At 67.9% G+C, this 15829-nt stretch carries 17 protein-coding genes and 1 pseudogene; 10 read left to right on the top strand and 8 right to left on the bottom strand.

Going from position 1 to position 15829, the window contains the following annotated elements:
* Positions 1-6: 6 nt before the first annotated feature.
* Positions 7-855, bottom strand: a complete 849-nt coding sequence (locus ACSQ86_RS08895; RefSeq protein ID WP_436308773.1) for an SPOR domain-containing protein — start codon at positions 853-855, stop codon at positions 7-9.
* 61 nt (positions 856-916) lie between these two features.
* Positions 917-2212, bottom strand: a complete 1296-nt coding sequence (gene folC, locus ACSQ86_RS08890; RefSeq protein WP_436290759.1) for a bifunctional tetrahydrofolate synthase/dihydrofolate synthase — start codon at positions 2210-2212, stop codon at positions 917-919.
* Between the two features lie 46 nt (positions 2213-2258).
* Here folC and ACSQ86_RS08885 point away from each other — a divergent pair, with 46 nt between their 5' ends.
* The 4 genes from ACSQ86_RS08885 to argG all read left to right on the top strand — a co-directional run bounded on the left by ACSQ86_RS08885 (position 2259) and on the right by argG (position 5007).
* Positions 2259-2615, top strand: coding sequence for an ArsC family reductase (locus ACSQ86_RS08885; protein ID WP_093102662.1), 357 nt, complete (start codon positions 2259-2261; stop codon positions 2613-2615).
* Between the two features lie 77 nt (positions 2616-2692).
* Positions 2693-3259 carry a hypothetical protein gene (locus ACSQ86_RS08880; RefSeq protein WP_436308772.1) on the top strand — a complete coding sequence of 189 codons (567 nt, stop codon included), beginning with the start codon at positions 2693-2695 and terminating at the stop codon, positions 3257-3259.
* Between the two features lie 72 nt (positions 3260-3331).
* Positions 3332-3655, top strand: coding sequence for a pyrimidine/purine nucleoside phosphorylase (locus tag ACSQ86_RS08875; protein WP_436290760.1), 324 nt, complete (start codon positions 3332-3334; stop codon positions 3653-3655).
* Between the two features lie 14 nt (positions 3656-3669).
* On the top strand, positions 3670-5007 hold the full coding sequence (gene argG, locus ACSQ86_RS08870; RefSeq protein WP_436290761.1) for an argininosuccinate synthase: 1338 nt from the start codon (positions 3670-3672) through the stop codon (positions 5005-5007).
* 19 nt (positions 5008-5026) lie between these two features.
* On the opposite strand, the gene ACSQ86_RS08865 is transcribed toward argG, so the two are convergent.
* Positions 5027-5827 carry a glycine-rich domain-containing protein gene (locus tag ACSQ86_RS08865; RefSeq protein WP_436308771.1) on the bottom strand — a complete coding sequence of 267 codons (801 nt, stop codon included), beginning with the start codon at positions 5825-5827 and terminating at the stop codon, positions 5027-5029.
* A complete protein-coding gene (murB, locus tag ACSQ86_RS08860; RefSeq protein WP_436303360.1) occupies positions 5824-6876 on the bottom strand; it encodes a UDP-N-acetylmuramate dehydrogenase in 1053 nt (350 codons plus the stop codon). Before murB ends, ACSQ86_RS08865 begins: the two co-directional genes overlap by 4 nt.
* Before the next feature lie 44 nt (positions 6877-6920).
* Here murB and ACSQ86_RS08855 point away from each other — a divergent pair, with 44 nt between their 5' ends.
* Both ACSQ86_RS08855 and ACSQ86_RS08850 read left to right on the top strand, forming a co-directional pair.
* Positions 6921-7406: a YajQ family cyclic di-GMP-binding protein gene (locus tag ACSQ86_RS08855; protein ID WP_436303359.1), complete on the top strand. Its 486-nt coding sequence runs from the start codon at positions 6921-6923 to the stop codon at positions 7404-7406.
* A gap of 7 nt (positions 7407-7413) precedes the next feature.
* Complete coding sequence (locus tag ACSQ86_RS08850) at positions 7414-8055, top strand: retropepsin-like aspartic protease family protein (RefSeq protein WP_093102097.1); 642 nt, start codon at positions 7414-7416, stop codon at positions 8053-8055.
* On the opposite strand, the gene ACSQ86_RS08845 is transcribed toward ACSQ86_RS08850, so the two are convergent.
* The 4 genes and pseudogenes from ACSQ86_RS08845 to ACSQ86_RS08830 all read right to left on the bottom strand — a co-directional run bounded on the left by ACSQ86_RS08845 (position 8049) and on the right by ACSQ86_RS08830 (position 10296).
* Positions 8049-8402, bottom strand: a complete 354-nt coding sequence (locus ACSQ86_RS08845) for a RidA family protein (protein WP_093102096.1) — start codon at positions 8400-8402, stop codon at positions 8049-8051. The two genes, ACSQ86_RS08850 and ACSQ86_RS08845, sit on opposite strands and share 7 nt — an antisense overlap.
* Positions 8403-8408: 6 nt before the next feature.
* A complete protein-coding gene (plsY, locus tag ACSQ86_RS08840) occupies positions 8409-9050 on the bottom strand; it encodes a glycerol-3-phosphate 1-O-acyltransferase PlsY (RefSeq protein WP_093102094.1) in 642 nt (213 codons plus the stop codon).
* A gap of 19 nt (positions 9051-9069) precedes the next feature.
* Positions 9070-9201 (bottom strand): annotated as a pseudogene (locus ACSQ86_RS08835) (Cys-tRNA(Pro) deacylase); the annotation flags it as partial.
* Between the two features lie 33 nt (positions 9202-9234).
* The gene (locus ACSQ86_RS08830) at positions 9235-10296 is read right to left on the bottom strand and encodes an aldo/keto reductase (protein WP_436303357.1); all 1062 of its coding nucleotides are present in this window, start codon (positions 10294-10296) and stop codon (positions 9235-9237) included.
* A 74-nt stretch (positions 10297-10370) separates the two neighbouring features.
* Here ACSQ86_RS08830 and ACSQ86_RS08825 point away from each other — a divergent pair, with 74 nt between their 5' ends.
* From ACSQ86_RS08825 to pepN, 4 genes are all read left to right on the top strand, one after another.
* On the top strand, positions 10371-11285 hold the full coding sequence (locus ACSQ86_RS08825) for an alpha/beta fold hydrolase (protein WP_436303356.1): 915 nt from the start codon (positions 10371-10373) through the stop codon (positions 11283-11285).
* 63 nt (positions 11286-11348) lie between these two features.
* A protein-coding gene (prfB, locus tag ACSQ86_RS08820; RefSeq protein WP_139191607.1) for a peptide chain release factor 2 occupies positions 11349-12453 on the top strand; the annotation gives its coding sequence in 2 pieces (ribosomal slippage) (positions 11349-11429 and positions 11431-12453; 1104 coding nt in all).
* Positions 12453-13139 (top strand): HAD family hydrolase, encoded by a 687-nt coding sequence (locus tag ACSQ86_RS08815; protein WP_436303355.1) that lies wholly within the window; start codon positions 12453-12455, stop codon positions 13137-13139. The genes prfB and ACSQ86_RS08815 overlap by 1 nt, the downstream gene beginning before the upstream one ends.
* Complete coding sequence (pepN, locus tag ACSQ86_RS08810) at positions 13126-15819, top strand: aminopeptidase N (protein WP_436303354.1); 2694 nt, start codon at positions 13126-13128, stop codon at positions 15817-15819. The genes ACSQ86_RS08815 and pepN overlap by 14 nt, the downstream gene beginning before the upstream one ends.
* Positions 15820-15829 lie beyond the last annotated feature (10 nt).

Raw genomic sequence — 15829 nt, 5'->3', positions numbered from 1 at the left:
CCAGTTCTACAAGCTGAGGACGGAGGCCGACAAAGACAAGCCCTTGACGCGGCTCGCCGCCTTGTCCGCCTCGGCGCGTGTGCCGAAGGGGCCGACGCGCACACGCGTACGCTGCTCGCCATCGGCCGTCTTCGCGACGTTGGTGTAAGTCTTGAGCCCGGCCTTTTCCAGCTTCTGCCGCACCTCGCGCGCCTTGTCGGCATCGGCGAAGGCGCCGACCTGGACGACGAAGCGGCCGCTTTCGTCGGCTGCGACGGCGGGCTTGGCTGCTGCTGCGGCGGCGGCTTTGCCTTCGAGCAAGGCACGGGCGCGATTGCCGTCGTCGGCCGGCTTGGCGGGCGGCTTGTCGGGCTTGGCCTCGGCCTTCGCTTCGGGTTTGGCCTCCGGCTTCGGCCTGGGCTCCGGCTTGGGTTCCGGTTTCGCTTCGGCAACCGGTGCGGCCGGCTTGGTGTCGGCGGGCGGCGCCGCGGGTGCCGGCCTGGACGGCGGGATCTCGGCGCCGTCCGCCGATTCGGTGATCATGCCGCCGCCGGAGGGCGCGGTGGCACCGGTGCTCGCGCCGGTCGACGGCGCGGTGGTCGATGTGGGCGCGGGCGTCGAAGGCGGGGCGAGCGGCTTGGTCTTGCTGCGATCCGGAATCTCGATCGGGATGTCGACCGACACGGGGCGAGGCTGGGTGTCGAACAACAAGGGGAAGCCGATCACGCCGACCAGCACCAGCACCGCGGCGCCCAGAAGCCGGTGCCGCGCGCGGCGGCGCATCGCCTCGATACTTTCCGCCGGCGCCGCTGCGACGCTGGCGTTTCGCCCTTCGTTGGCCTGCGGACCGCGGCTGCGGAACTTGAAGAACGCCATGTAATTCGTTTCCCTGATGGAGTGCAGCGTGAGTTGGAAAAGGCGCCGGAGATCAGGCCAATCAGGAGCCCGGCGACAAGTGCCTGGCCCCGAGACGAGGTGTTCCGTGCTCGAGCACACCACCCACTGTGAAGAACGATCCGAAGACGACGATTCTATCAGCGGGGCCCGCGCGATCGATGGCCGCCTGCAGTGCCTCCATCGGTGCGGCGTGCACGCTGGCGGAGGCATCGGCGCGCGTGTTCTGCGCCTGCCACCGGGCCAGCAGATCGGCCGCCTTGGCCGCGCGCGCGGTGGGCAGATCGGTGAAGTACCAGCGGTCGATCAAGGGCCCGATGCGGGCGAACATGGGCGCCAGGTCCTTGTCCGCCATCACGCCGAACACGCCATGGGTGGTCGGATAGAAGCCCATCGCGTCGAGGTTCTCCGTCAGCGCCGCGACCGCGTGCGGGTTGTGCGCCACGTCGAGCACCAGCGCCGGCTCGCCCGGAACGATCTGGAAGCGCCCCGGCAGCTCGACCATCGCGAGGCCGGTGCGCACGGCCTGTGCGGTGACAGGCAGCCGCTGCCGCAGCGATTCCAGCGCGGCCAGCACGCCGGCCGCGTTGACCAGCTGGTTGGCGCCGCGCAGTGCCGGGTAGGCCAGCCCGCTGTAGCGCCGGCCGCGCCCGCTCCAGCCCCACTGCTGCTTGTCGCCCGAGACGTTGAAGTCGCGGCCCACGCGCCAGAGGTCGGCGCCGATGGCTTCTGCATGATCGATCACGCTTTGCGGCGGCATCGGGTCGCTGACGATCGCAGGGCGGCCGGCGCGCATGATGCCGGCCTTCTCGAAGCCGATGCTTTCGCGATCCGGCCCGAGAAAATCCATGTGGTCCAGGTCGATGCTGGTGATCACGGCGCAGTCGGCGTCGACGATGTTGACCGCATCCAGCCGGCCGCCCAGGCCGACTTCGAGGATCGCGACGTCGGGCTTGCTCGCCGCCGTGCACAGCAGGATGGCCAGCGTCGTGAACTCGAAATACGTCAGCGCGACCTCGCCGCGGGCCTGCTCCACCGCCTCGAAATGCGCCGACAGCGCATTGCCGTCGACCGCCTCGCCCGAGAGCCGCAGCCGCTCCTCGAAGCGCACCAGGTGCGGCGAAGTGAACACCGCCGTGCGGTAGCCCGCATGGGCGAGGATCGACTCCAGCATCGCGCAGGTCGAGCCCTTGCCGTTGGTGCCGGCCACGGTGATCACCGGGCAGTCGAATGCGAGGCCGAGCTTCAGGGCGACCGCGCGCACGCGGTCGAGCCCGAGCTCGATGTTCTTGGGATGCAGGCGCTCGGCGTGCGCGAGCCAGTCGGCAAGGCTTTTCATGGAGCCCGGAATTGTCGCCGACCCGCCGCGCGGGCATCATCGCGGGATGACAACGCTCTATGGCATCACGAACTGCGACACCGTCAAACGCGCCCGCGCCTGGCTCGACGAGCACGGCGTGGCCTACCGATTCCACGATTTCAAGAAAGAAGGCGTGCCCGAGGACGAGCTCGACCAGTGGTTGCGCGCGCCCGGCTGGGAGGCCCTGGTCAACCGCCGCGGCACCACCTGGCGGCGGCTCGACGACGAAACGCGCGCGTCGGTGGTCGATGCCGCCTCGGCGCGTGCGGCGCTGCTCGCCAACCCCAGCCTGATCAAGCGCCCGGTGGTCAACTGGGGCCCGCAACACGGCGTTAGCACAGGGTTCGACGCCGCCCAATGGAAGAAAGACCACGCCGTGTAAACGGTTGAACCCTGGCCAGCGGCTTGCGTCCAACCGGCTTCAGCGGGGCCTGCGCCCCAACCCTCAGGAGTTCCGACATGCGCACGCAAAAAACCATTCGCAACCTCACGGCCCTTTCGCTCCTGGCAGCGCTGGCCGGCACCGCCAGCCTGGCCCAGGCGGAGCAGGTCTGGGCCCGCGTGATCTCGGCCACGCCCTCGCACGAAGCGACCGGCACCACCCGCTACAACGTCACCTACGAGTACGGCGGCCGGCACTACACCACGGTCAGTGACACCCGCCCCGGCGCCAGCATCCCGATCGAGGTCGGCGGCTACGGCGTCGCCACCACCTCGCCCGTGGCGCCTCAGCCCCAGCTGGCGCCGAGCCCCGTCGACGGCGGCCAGCCCGACTGGAACAACGTGGTGCCTGAGCCGGGCGTGGTGGTCTCGGGCGGCGGCGCTCCGGCGCCGGTCTACAGCCAGCCGGTTCCGGTCTACACGCAGCCGGCGCCCGTCTACTATGCCCCAGCCCCGGTGTATGTGGCGCCCGCCTACTATCCGCAGCCCTACATCTATCCGCCGGTGGGCATTTCGCTCAACCTCGGCTACTCGCGCGGATGGGGCGGCGGCTATCGCGGCGGCTACCACGGCCGCTGGCGCTGAGCCCCGGGCCGGAGGGCCTGCCGGCACAGCCTAAAATCACGGGCTTTCCACCGGCGCCAGGCCTTCCTTCCCATGACGACAACCGAATCCCTTCACAGCGCCGCGGTAGCGACCAAGGCGAACGTGTATTTCGACGGCAAGTGCGTGAGCCATAGCCTCACGCTCGCCGACGGCAGCAAGAAATCGGTGGGCGTGATCCTTCCGTCCACCCTCACCTTCAACACCGGCGCGCCCGAAGTCATGGAAGGCACCGGCGGCCGCTGCGAATACCTGCTCTCCGGCAGCAGCGAATGGGCAAGCTCGGGCCCGGGCGAAAAATTCAGCGTGCCGGGCAACTCGAGCTTCCAGATCCGCGTGAGCGGCGAGCCCTACAGCTACATCTGCCATTTCGGCTGAACCGGGATTCCTGCATGTCGACCATTCTTCAGAACGTTCCCGCCGGCCAGAAGGTCGGCATCGCCTTTTCCGGCGGCCTCGACACCAGCGCGGCCCTGCACTGGATGCGCAACAAGGGCGCCATTCCCTACGCCTACACCGCCAACCTGGGCCAGCCGGACGAGCCCGACTACGACGAGATTCCGCGCAAGGCCATGCTCTACGGCGCCGAGAAGGCGCGGCTGGTCGACTGCCGCACGCAGCTCGCCGCCGAAGGCCTTGCCGCGCTGCAGGCCGGCGCCTTCCACGTGACCACCGCCGGCGTCACCTACTTCAACACCACGCCGCTGGGCCGCGCGGTCACCGGCACCATGCTGGTGTCGGCCATGAAGGAAGACGACGTCCACATCTGGGGCGACGGCAGCACCTACAAGGGCAACGACATCGAGCGCTTCTACCGCTACGGCCTGCTCACCAACCCGGCGCTGAAGATCTACAAGCCCTGGCTGGACCAGGTCTTCATCGACGAATTGGGCGGCCGCGCCGAGATGTCCGAATTCATGCAGAAGGCCGGCTTCGCCTACAAGATGTCGGCCGAGAAGGCCTACTCGACCGACTCCAACATGCTCGGCGCCACGCACGAGGCGAAAGACCTGGAACACCTGAACAGCGGCATGAAGATCGTGCAGCCGATCATGGGCGTGGCCTTCTGGAAGGACGAGGTCGAAGTCAAGCGCGAGGAGGTCACGGTGCGCTTCGTCGAAGGCCGCCCGGTGGCGATCAACGGCGTCGAATACCCGAGCCTGGTCGAGCTGCTGCTGGAAGCCAACCGCGTCGGCGGCCGCCATGGTCTGGGCATGAGCGACCAGATCGAGAACCGCATCATCGAGGCCAAGAGTCGCGGCATCTACGAGGCTCCGGGCCTGGCGCTGCTGTTCATCGCCTACGAGCGCCTGGTCACAGGCATCCACAACGAAGACACCATCGAGCAGTACCGCGACCACGGCCGCCGCCTGGGCCGCCTGCTCTACCAGGGCCGCTGGTTCGACCCGCAAGCCATCATGCTGCGCGAGACGGCGCAGCGCTGGGTGGCGCGCGCGGTCACGGGCGAAGTCACGGTCGAGCTGCGCCGCGGCAACGACTACTCGATCCTCAATACCGAGTCGCCCAACCTCACCTACAAGCCCGAGCGGCTGACGATGGAAAAAGGCGAATCGAGCTTCTCGCCGGCCGACCGCATCGGCCAACTCACGATGCGCAACCTCGATATCGTCGACACGCGCGACAAGCTGGCGATCTATACGCAGGCCGGGCTGCTGTCTTCGGGCCAGGGCGCTTCGCTGCCCCAGCTGAAGAACGACGAACGCGAGTGAGCCTGAGCGGGGGCCGCGGTCAGTCGCCGCCTCCGCCGCAACCGCCGCCGCAGCCCGAACCGGAGTCGCCGCTGCCGCCATCCCCGCCGCTCGACGATTCGCTGCCGCCGAAGCCTCCCGCATCGCCGGAGCCGCCACCCGAATCGCTGAAGCTGGTGCCGCAATGGGCGTCGGAGCCCGCCTGCTGGTCTATCACCTTGCAGTTCGGCACATACTGGAATCCGCCTTCCACGCCGAACTTGGCATCGAGCGCGAAGAGCAGCGGCAGCCGCGTCGGCGTGCGTGGGTCGATGCTTTCCTCCTTGCAGGCCCAGAACCAGGTGCGGCGCAGGCCGTCGTTGCGGCGCGCATCCCGGCCCAGCACCTCGGCCGGCGTGTGATGCAGCAGCCCGCCGAAGGCGGCGGCGCACCAGCGCTGGTAGCCCTGGGTGTGCAGGATGAACTCGTGCCAGGCGGCATCGACCACCTTGGACGGCATCGCCACGAACTTGCGGTCGCTGCGCAGGTGGGCCATGAAGAACTGGCGCAAACCGCGCAGCACCAGATCGGTGTCGCGCTCCTGCAGCTGCGGGTAGGCGGCACGCAGCTTGGCGCCGAGAAAGCGCGGAAACATCGCCTCGCGCACGAACTGGCGTCGCGCGCTCATTTCCCAGGCCTTGAGCGCACCGCCGAGCACCAGCCCGACCATGACGGAGGCGATCAGCGATGCGCCCGTGCGCCAATACACCACGACCACGATGCCCACCAGCCACAAGAGCCGGCGCCCCCACAGCAGCGCCTGGATGCGGCGCCGGAAGTTGAGCTGCAGCAGCTCCGTCACACGACCACCGGCTCCGGCTCCAGCCGGATGCCGAAGCGCTCGTAGACGCTGGTCTGGATCGCCTTGGCCAGCGTCATGACCTCGCCGCCGGTCACCGGGTGCGCCGCTCCACCGCGGTTGACCAGCACCAGCGCCTGCTTCTCGTAGACGCCGGCATTGCCGACCGACTTGCCCTTCCAGCCGCAGGCATCGATCAACCAGCCGGCCGCCAGCTTGATGCTGCCGTCGGCCATCGGGTAGTGCACGATCTTCGGGTCGCGCGCGATGATGTCGGCGCACTGTTCGGGCGTGACGGTCGGGTTCTTGAAGAAGCTGCCGGCATTGCCCAGCACGCGCCAGTCGGGCAGCTTGACCGTGCGGATGGCGCAGACCCAGTCGAAGATCTCGGTCGCGCTGGGCGTGAAGTTGCCGGTTTCAGCCATCTTGCGCTCCAGATCGAGATAGCCGAGCACCGGCTTCCATGGCTTGGGCAGCCGAAAGCGCACGCGCGTGATCAGCGCCCGCCCGGCCAAGCCGAAATCGTTCTCACCGCTGGCCGTGTGCTTGAACACCGAGTCGCGGTAGCCGAAGGCGCATTGCGCGGCGTCGAGGGTGAAGCTTCGGCCGGTTTCCAGGTCGATGGCATCGAGCGAATCGAAGCGGTCCTGCAGCTCGACGCCGTAGGCGCCGATGTTCTGCACCGGCGCGCCGCCCACCGTGCCGGGGATCAGCGCCAGGTTTTCGAGGCCGGGATGGCCCTGCTCCAGCGTCCAGCGCACGACCTCATGCCAGGTCTCGCCGGCGCCGGCCTCCACGATCCAGGCGCGCGGCGTCTCTTCCACGAGCCGGCGGCCCTTGATCTCGACCTTGAGCACCAGCGGCTTGACGTCGCCGGTCAGCACGATGTTGCTGCCGCCGCCGAGCACGAACTTGGGCGCGCCGCGCCACTCTGCATCCGCCAGGACCGCCGCCACGTCGGCCTCGCCCGCGACGCGCACCAGGTGCTGGGCGCGCGCGACGATGCCGAAGCTGTTGTGCTGCTGCAGCGGTACGTTGTGCTCCACGATCATGGGAGAATTGTCGCATTCACAAAGCGCGAGTCCGAGGAGAGTCCATGCCGTCTTTCGATACCGTCTGCGAGCCCAACCTGCCCGAGGTCAAGAATGCCGTCGAGAACACGGCCAAGGAAATCGCCACGCGTTTCGACTTCAAGGGCACTGCGGCCGCTGTCGAGCTCAAGGACAAGGAAATCACCCTGATCGGCGATGCCGAGTTCCAGCTGGTCCAGGTCGAGGACATCCTGCGCAGCAAGCTCACCAAACGCAGCGTCGACGTGCGCTTCCTCGACAAGGGCGACGTGCAGAAGATCGGCGGCGACAAGGTCAAGCAGGTGATCAAGGTCAAGAGCGGCATCGAAAGCGAAACCGCCAAGAAGATCCAGCGCCTCATCAAGGACAGCAAGCTCAAGGTGCAGGCCGCGATCCAGGGCGACGCGGTGCGCGTCACCGGCGCCAAGCGCGACGACCTGCAAGCCGCGATGGCGCTGATCAAGAAGGACGTGCCGGACATGCCGCTGTCCTTCAACAATTTCCGCGACTGAGCCGCCCATGAAGCCCATCCTTCCGGTGCTGCTGCTGGCCGCGGCATGCACCTTCGCGCACGCCCAGTCGGTGATGCTCACCGGCACCATCGGCAGCCGCGCCATCCTGATCGTGGACGGCGGCGCGCCGAAGACGGTGGCCGTGGGCGAGACCTTCCAAGGCGTCAAGCTGCTCTCGCTGGCGGGCGAGCAGGCCACCGTCGAGGCCGGCGGCAAGCGCGTGGCGCTGCGCATGGACACGCCGGTCAGCATCGGCGGTGCCGGTCCGGGCGGTGGCGGCGGCACCCGCATCGTGCTGCCGGTATCGAGCGGCGGGCACTTCATGACGCAGGGCGCCATCAACGGCCGTTCGGTCAACTTCATGCTCGACACCGGCGCCACCAGCATCGCCATGTCGGCCGCCGACGCGCAGCGCATCGGGCTCGATTTCAGCAAGGGGCAGCCGATCCGCATGGGCACGGCCAATGGCATTGCGCTGGGCTATCGCGTGCGCCTCAACTCCGTGCGCGTCGGCGACGTCGAGGTCTACGACGTCGAGGCGGTGGTCTCGCAGCAGCCGATGCCTTATGTGCTGCTGGGCAACAGCTTCATCAGCCGCTTTTCGATGCGGCGCGACGCCGACCAGATGGTTCTCGAAAAACGCTACTGAGCCGCTGCGGTCACGACAATCTCGATCTTGTAGGCCGCCTTGGCCATCGCCGCCTGTACCGTCGCGCGCGGCGGCGTGTGGCCGGCGGGGATCCATGCGTCCCACACCTCGTTCATCGCCGTGATGTCGGTGATGTCGGCCAGAAAGATCTGCGTCATCAGGATGCGCGACTTGTCGCCGCCGGCCTCGGCCAGCAGGCGGTCGACCATCGCGAGCACCTGCGAGGTCTGGCCGCGGATGTCCTGCGTGGTGTCGTCGGGCACCTGGCCCGCGAGGTAGATGGTGCCGTTGTGGACCGCCGTCTCGCTGAGGCGCGGGCCGACGTGAAAGCGCTGAATGGTGCCCATGGCCGTTTACTCCTGTGTCTTTGGTTTCGATCCGAGCCGGGACTCGGTGCCGGCCACGAGCCGGCGGATGTTTTCGCGATGCCGCCAGATCAGCAGCAGGCTGATCGCCACCAGCGCCAGCAGCACCGTGGGATGCAACGGCCAGGCGATGCCGCCGCCGATCAGGTAGTAGGCCGGCGCGAAGAAGGCCGCCACCAGCGAAGCCAGCGACGAATAGCGAAAGAAGACGGCGATGATCAGCCAGGTGGTGCCGGTCGCCAGCCCCAGCAGCCATTCGATGCCGACCAGCGCACCGGCGGCCGTCGCGACGCCTTTCCCGCCCTGGAAACCGAAGAACACCGGGTAGAGATGCCCCAGAAAGGCCGCCAGCCCGGCCAGCGCCGCCGTGCCAGGCCCCATGCCGAAATCGGCGCCGAGCCGATGGACCAGGAACACCGGCACCCAGCCCTTGAGCGCATCGAGCAGCAGCGTCGCGAGCGCGGCGCCCTTGTTGCCCGAGCGCAGCACGTTGGTGGCCCCCGGGTTCTTGCTGCCGTAGCTGCGGGGGTCGGCCATGCCGAGCGACTTGCTGACGATCACCGCGAAGGACAGCGATCCGAGCAGGTAGGACAGAACGATCGCGATGAGCGAGGGAAGATAAGAACTCACGGTGTCTCCAGGCGGCCGGCTATTCTGCCAGCGCGCACTGCACCGGTTTTGCGCCGAGCAGCCGGACGCAAACCTGCGGGTCGATGCCGACCAGGTAGCCCCGCCGTCCGCCATTGATCGCGATCTTCGGCAGATCGAGGATCGTCGCCTCCCACGGGTGTTTCGCTGACGTGGGTCTTCTTGCTCAAATGGCGGGGTCCCGCATTTCCCAGCGCAGCTTGTCGACTTCGCCCACCACCTCCGGCGTCAGCGTCGTGCCCCAGGCATCGATGTCCTCGTCCAGTTGCGCCACCGAAGTCACGCCGATGATGGTGCTCGCCACCAGCCACTTGGTGTAGCAGAAAGCCAGCGCAAACTGCGTCGGCGTCATGTCGAGCTCGCGCGCCAGCGCGTTGTAGCGGCGCGCCGCGTTCAGCGACTCGGGCCGGCCCCAGCGCTGCTTGCGCACCGATTCGTAGCGCGCGATGCGCGCCTCCTGGGGCGCATCAGGGCCGACGATGCCGCTCTTGTCGTACTTGCCGGTCAGGAGCCCGAAGGCGAGCGGCGAATACGCCAGGAAAGCAACGCCGAGCCGGTGCACGGTCTCGTCCAGCCCGTTCTCTGCCGCGCGGCTCACCAGGTTGTAGACGTTCTGCACCGAGGCCACGCGCGGCAAGCCATGCTCTTCGGCCAGCCGCACGAACTCGTGCACGCCGTAGGGCGTTTCGTTCGAAAGGCCGATGGAGCGCACCTTGCCGGCCTTCACCAGCCCCGCCAGCGCATCGAGCTGTTCGCGGATGGAGGTTTGCGAGCTCTCCTTGGCCGGGTCGTAGTAGATGTTGCCGAAGGCCGGCACATGCCGTTCGGGCCAGTGGATCTGGTAGAGGTCGATCACGTCGGTCTGCAGGCGCCGGAGGCTGCCCTCGCAGGAGGCGACGATGTCGGCCGCCGTCATGCCGCCGCCCTCGCGCACCCAGGGCATGCCGCGCGAGGGGCCGGCGACCTTGGTGGCGAGCACGGTTTTGGCGCGCGTGCCGGGATTCTTCGCAAACCAGTTGCCGATGATGGTTTCGGTCGCGCCGTAGGTTTCCTTGCGGGCCGGCACCGCGTACATCTCGGCGGTGTCGATGAAGTCGACGCCGCGTTCAAGCGAGCGGTGGAGGATGGCGTGGGCGGTGGGCTCGTCCACCTGTTCGCCGAAAGTCATGGTGCCGAGGCAGATCGGCGTGACGCGGAGGTCGCTCTGACCGAGTTGGATTTTTTGCATGCGCGAAATGCTACAGCGGGTGCGTGTCCTGCGCTGGACTGCGCGGCTTGCGTTGCCTCCCTATCATCGACCGGATGTACCAAGCCCTCCGCCCCTTCGTCAGCGAATTCATCCCCGTCCGCAACCTCCGCTACCACGTGCGCGTCTGGGGCCAGCCTTCAACCGAGCGCCCGCCGCTGGTCCTGCTCCACGGCTGGATGGACGTGGCCGCCTCCTGGCAGTTCGTGGTCGATGCGCTGGCCGAGGAACGCCACGTGATCGCACCCGACTGGCGCGGCTTCGGCCTCACCGAAGGCGGCGGGGTCGACAACTACTGGATGCCCGACTACCTGGCCGACCTGGACTGGTTGCTCGACCACTACGCGGGCGACGCGCCGGTCGACCTCGTCGGCCACAGCATGGGCGGCAACATCGCCATGCAGTACGGCGGCGTTCGGCCGCAGCGGGTGCGCCGCCTGGTCAACCTCGAGGGCTTCGGCATGCCGCTGCTGCAGCCGGACGAAGCGCCCCAGCGCTACGGCAAGTGGATCGACGAACTGAAGCGCCTACACCGCGGCGAGATGGCCCTGGCCAGCTACCCGGCGCCGGAGGGCGTCGCACGGCGCCTCATGAAGACCAACCCGCGCCTCACGCAGGACAAGGCCGACTGGCTGGCCGGCCAATGGTCCGCCGCCCGGCACCTGCCCGAGGGCGGCGAGCGCTGGGAGATCCTCGGCGACCCGGCGCACAAGATCATCAACGCCAACATCTTCCGCGTCGACGAGGCGCTGGCGCTCTATGCCGGCATCGCCGCGCCGGTGCTGGCGGTGGTGGCCTCCGACGACAGCCTCGGCAAGTGGTGGAAGGGCCGATACACCCTGGCCGACTTCCAGGAACGGCTGAAATCCGTGCCCGACGTGCGCCTGGCCCGCGTCGAGGATGCCGGCCACATGCTGCACCACGACCAGCCCGCGCGGGTGGCCGCGTTGATCCAAGACTTCCTGGCCTGACACCGGGGCTTGACGGGCATGAGAAAATGCCCGGTTTCCCCCCGAACACCGTCAGGACACCCCATGGATGCAGAGCAAATCAACCAAATCGGCGCAACCCTCGCGGACCTGAGCGCCCGGACGGTCGATCTACGGAGGTATCTTTGACTACGATGCCAAAGCCGAACGTCTGAGGACGGTCAACGCATCGCTCGAAGATCCCAACGTCTGGAACGACCCGAAGAAGGCCCAGGAGCTGGGCCGCGAGAAGAAGTCGCTCGACGACGTGGTCGTCACGCTCGACCGGCTCACCAGCGGCCTCTCGGACAACACCGAGCTCTTCGAAATGTCGAAGGAAGAAGGCGACATGGACGGCCTGCAGTCCATCGCCGATGACGCAGCCAAGCTCGAAGCCGACATCAAGCAGCTCGAGTTCCGCCGGATGTTCAACAACCCGGCCGACCCGCTGAACGCCTTCGTCGACATCCAGGCCGGCGCCGGCGGCACCGAGGCCTGCGACTGGGCCAGCATGCTGCTGCGCCAGTACCTGAAGTACGCCGAGCGCAAGGGCTTCAAGACCCAGATCGAGGACGAGACTCCCGGCGACACGGCCGGCATCAAGGGCGCCACCATCAAGGTCGAGGGCGACTACGCCTTCGGCTTGCTGCGCACCGAGACCGGCGTGCACCGCCTGGTGCGCAAGTCGCCCTTCGATTCCTCGGGCGGGCGCCACACCAGCTTTGCCAGCATCTTCGTCTACCCCGAGATCGACGACTCGATCGAGATCGAGATCAACCCGGCGGACGTGCGCACCGACACCTTCCGCGCCAGCGGCGCCGGCGGCCAGCACATCAACAAGACCGACTCGGCCGTGCGGCTCACGCACATCCCGACCGGCATCGTGGTGCAGTGCCAGGACGGCCGCAGCCAGCACAGCAACCGCGACGTGGCCTGGAAGCGCCTGCGCTCGCGCCTGTACGACCACGAGATGCGCAAGCGCCAGGAAGAGCAGCAGAAGCTGGAAGACAGCAAGACCGACGTCGGCTGGGGCCACCAGATCCGCAGCTATGTGCTGGACAACAGCCGCATCAAGGACCTGCGCACCAACGTCGAGATCAGCAACACGCAGAAGGTGCTGGACGGCGACCTGGATCCCTTCATCGAAGCCTCGTTGAAGCAAGGCGTCTGATGCAGGGCGCTTCGCACAAGGCGGAAGCCCTGATCTTCGACATGGACGGCACCATGGTCGACTCCATGCCCTGGCACGCCAAGGCATGGGTCGAGTACGGCCGCCGCAAGGGCCTGGCGATCGACATCCCGGACTTCATGCGCCGCACCACCGGCCGCACGGCCTTCGAATGCGCCTGCGAGCTCATGGGCCGCGAAGTGACCGAAGCCGAGAGCATCGAGATCACGCACGCCAAGGAGTCGATCTACCGCGAGCTCTTCGGGGCGGCATTTCGCGAAGTGACTGGCTTCAGCGACTTTGCCAAGGCTGCGGTAGCACGCGGCTTCAAGATCGCGGTCGGCACGGCGGGCGACAAGCACAACATCGCCTTCACCATGTCGCAGCTCAAGCTGGACCCGGCGCCGCTCGCCATCGTGGGCGGCGACGAGGGCCTGCCCGGCAAGCCGCAACCCGCGATCTTTCTCGAAGCCGCGCGCCGCATCGGCGTGCCGCCGGCGCGCTGCGTCGTGTTCGAGGACGCGCCCTTCGGCATCGAGGCCGCGCGTCGCGGCGGCATGCGCGCGGTGGCGGTCTGCAGCACCCACTCTGCCTCCGAACTCGCAGGGCCGCATGTGATTGCGGCCGTGCGCGACTACAACGAACTCGCAAAATCAAACTTTCTGGAGACGCTCGATGCACTTGCGTGATGCCCAAGGCGAACCCGTCGCGATCCGCCGCGAGGACTACCGCGCCCCCGCCTACTGGATCGACACCGTCGACCTGACCTTCGACCTCGACCCGGCCAAGACGCGCGTGCTCAACCGCATGCGCCTGCGCCGCAATCCCGACGTGCCGGCCGAGCCGCTGCGCCTGGACGGCGACGAGCTCAACCTGGCGCGCGTGCTGGTCGACGGCCAGGGCGCGTCCTTCCGCATGGAGGCCGAGCAGCTCGTCATCGACAACCTGCCCGATGCCTTCGAGCTCGAGCTCTTCACCACCTGCGCGCCCGCGAAGAACACCAAGCTCATGGGCCTGTTCGTGAGCGAGGACACCTTCTTCACGCAGTGCGAGGCCGAAGGCTTCCGCCGCATCACCTACTTCCTCGACCGCCCCGACGTGATGGCGAGCTACACGGTGACGATCCGCGCCGCCAAGGCCGCCTACCCGGTGCTGCTGTCGAACGGCAACCTGGTCGAACAGGGCGAGCTGCCCGAAGGCCGCCACTTCGCGAAGTGGGTCGACCCCTTCCGCAAGCCCTGCTATCTGTTCGCGCTGGTGGCCGGCAAGCTGGTGGCGCGCGAGCAGCGCATCAAGGCACGCAACGGCAAGGAACACCTGCTGCAGGTCTACGTGCGCGCCGGCGACCTCGACAAGACCGAGCACGCGATGAACTCGCTCATCAACTCGGTGACGTGGGACGAAGCCCGCTTCGGCCTGCCGCTGGACCTCGACCGCTTCATGATCGTCGCCACCAGCGACTTCAACATGGGCGCAATGGAGAACAAGGGCCTGAACATCTTCAACACGAAGTACGTTCTGGCCAACCAGGCCACCGCCACCGACGCCGACTACAGCAACATCGAGAGCGTGGTCGGCCACGAGTACTTCCACAACTGGAGCGGCGACCGCGTGACCTGCCGCGACTGGTTCCAGCTCTCGCTGAAGGAAGGCCTCACGGTGTTCCGCGACCAGGAGTTCAGCCAGGACCTGTGCGCCGACGCCTCGGCACGCGCCGTCAAGCGCATCGAGGACGTGCGCGTGCTGCGCACCGCCCAGTTCCCCGAGGACGCGGGTCCGATGGCGCACCCGGTGCGGCCCGACAGCTACATCGAGATCAGCAACTTCTACACCGTCACCATCTACGAGAAGGGTGCCGAGGTGGTGCGCATGATGCAGACGCTGGTCGGCCGCAAGGGCTTCGAGCGCGGCATCACGCTGTACTTCGAGCGCCACGACGGCCAGGCCGTGACCTGCGACGACTTCGCGCAGGCCATTGCCGACGCCAACCCCGACTCCGACCTCGCGCGCCTCTTGCCGCAGTTCAAGCGCTGGTACAGCCAGGCCGGCACGCCGCGCCTCGCGGCCCACGGCGTGTACGACGCCGCGACGCGCAGCTACACACTGAGCTTCTTGCAGAGCTGCGCGCCGACGCCGGGCCAGCCGGTCAAGGACCCCTTCGTGATCCCGGTGAACCTCGGCCTCCTCGGCGCCGACGGCCGCGAGCTGCCGCTGCAGCTGGCGGGCGAAGAGAACGCCACGCAGGGCACGCGCACCCTGGTGCTCACGCACCCGGGCGAGCAGTTCACCTTCATCAACATCGACGCCGAACCGGTGCCCTCGATCCTGCGCGGCTTCAGCGCGCCGGTGATCCTCGACCACGAGTACAGCGATGCCCAGTTGCTCACGCTGCTGGCCAACGACCCGGACCCCTTCAACCGCTGGGAAGCCGGCCAGCGCCTGGCGCTGCGCGCCGCGATCCACGCGATCGGCACGCCCGCCGTCAGTGCCAGCGAAGCGCCGCTGAACGAGGCGTATCTCGAAGCCATGCGCCGCGTGCTGCGCGACCCCAAGCTCGACGCCGCCTTCAAGGAACTGGTGCTCACCCTGCCCTCGGAAACCTACATCGCCGAGCAGCTGGAAGTGGTCGATCCGCAGCGCGTGCATGCCGTGCGCGAAGCCATGCGCACGCAGCTCGCCGCCGGCCTCTTCGCCGACTGGGAACAGGCCTACGAGCAGAACCGCGACACCGGCGGCTACCAGCCCGACCCCGTGTCCTCGGGCCGCCGCGCGCTGGCGGGCCTCGCCCTCACCTACCTGTGCCTCGCCACACGCGCCTCCGGCGACACCGTCTGGCCCGGCAAGACGCTGCAGCGCTTCAAGGACGCGGGCAACATGACCGACCGCTTCAACGCCCTCAACGCCCTGGTCTCCTCGGGCCATGCGCTGGCGGCGCCGGCGCTGGCGCGCTTCCACGCGATCTTCAAGGACGAGGCGCTGGTCATCGACAAGTGGTTCTCGCTGCAGGCCGGCGCGCCCGACCGCGGCGGCGACATCCTGCCGCTGGTCAAGCAGCTCATGAAGCACCCCGACTTCTCGCTCAAGAACCCGAACCGCGCGCGCAGCGTGATCTTCAGCTACTGCAGCGGCAACCCCGGCGCGCTGCACCGCCCCGATGCAGCCGGCTACGTGTTCTGGAGCGATCGCGTGATCGAGCTCGACGCCATCAACCCGCAGGTCGCGGCCCGCCTCGCGCGCGCGCTCGACCGCTGGAGCAAGCTGGCCGAGCCGTACCGCAGCGCGGCGCGCGAGGCCATCGTGCGCGTGGCCGCCAAGCCCGATCTCAGCAAGGACACGCATGAGGTCGTGACCCGTGCCCTCGCGAGCTAGCCAGCTAGTC

Origin of the sequence: Variovorax sp. LjRoot130, assembly GCF_964253755.1 — a bacterium.
GTDB lineage: Bacteria > Pseudomonadota > Gammaproteobacteria > Burkholderiales > Burkholderiaceae_C > Variovorax.
This window is presented reverse-complemented; position numbering and strand designations above follow the sequence as displayed.

Excerpts from the sequence above, each read along its gene's own strand:
- ACSQ86_RS08895 (WP_436308773.1), bottom strand. The coding sequence starts at position 855 with ATGGCGTTCTTCAAGTTCCGCAGCCGCGGTCCGCAGGCCAACGAAGGG.
- folC (WP_436290759.1), bottom strand. The coding sequence starts at position 2,212 with ATGAAAAGCCTTGCCGACTGGCTCGCGCACGCCGAGCGCCTGCATCCC.
- ACSQ86_RS08885 (WP_093102662.1), top strand. The coding sequence starts at position 2,259 with ATGACAACGCTCTATGGCATCACGAACTGCGACACCGTCAAACGCGCC.
- ACSQ86_RS08880 (WP_436308772.1), top strand. The coding sequence starts at position 2,693 with ATGCGCACGCAAAAAACCATTCGCAACCTCACGGCCCTTTCGCTCCTG.
- ACSQ86_RS08875 (WP_436290760.1), top strand. The coding sequence starts at position 3,332 with ATGACGACAACCGAATCCCTTCACAGCGCCGCGGTAGCGACCAAGGCG.
- argG (WP_436290761.1), top strand. The coding sequence starts at position 3,670 with ATGTCGACCATTCTTCAGAACGTTCCCGCCGGCCAGAAGGTCGGCATC.
- murB (WP_436303360.1), bottom strand. The coding sequence starts at position 6,876 with ATGATCGTGGAGCACAACGTACCGCTGCAGCAGCACAACAGCTTCGGC.
- ACSQ86_RS08855 (WP_436303359.1), top strand. The coding sequence starts at position 6,921 with ATGCCGTCTTTCGATACCGTCTGCGAGCCCAACCTGCCCGAGGTCAAG.
- ACSQ86_RS08850 (WP_093102097.1), top strand. The coding sequence starts at position 7,414 with ATGAAGCCCATCCTTCCGGTGCTGCTGCTGGCCGCGGCATGCACCTTC.
- ACSQ86_RS08845 (WP_093102096.1), bottom strand. The coding sequence starts at position 8,402 with ATGGGCACCATTCAGCGCTTTCACGTCGGCCCGCGCCTCAGCGAGACG.
- ACSQ86_RS08830 (WP_436303357.1), bottom strand. The coding sequence starts at position 10,296 with ATGCAAAAAATCCAACTCGGTCAGAGCGACCTCCGCGTCACGCCGATC.
- ACSQ86_RS08825 (WP_436303356.1), top strand. The coding sequence starts at position 10,371 with ATGTACCAAGCCCTCCGCCCCTTCGTCAGCGAATTCATCCCCGTCCGC.
- ACSQ86_RS08815 (WP_436303355.1), top strand. The coding sequence starts at position 12,453 with ATGCAGGGCGCTTCGCACAAGGCGGAAGCCCTGATCTTCGACATGGAC.
- pepN (WP_436303354.1), top strand. The coding sequence starts at position 13,126 with ATGCACTTGCGTGATGCCCAAGGCGAACCCGTCGCGATCCGCCGCGAG.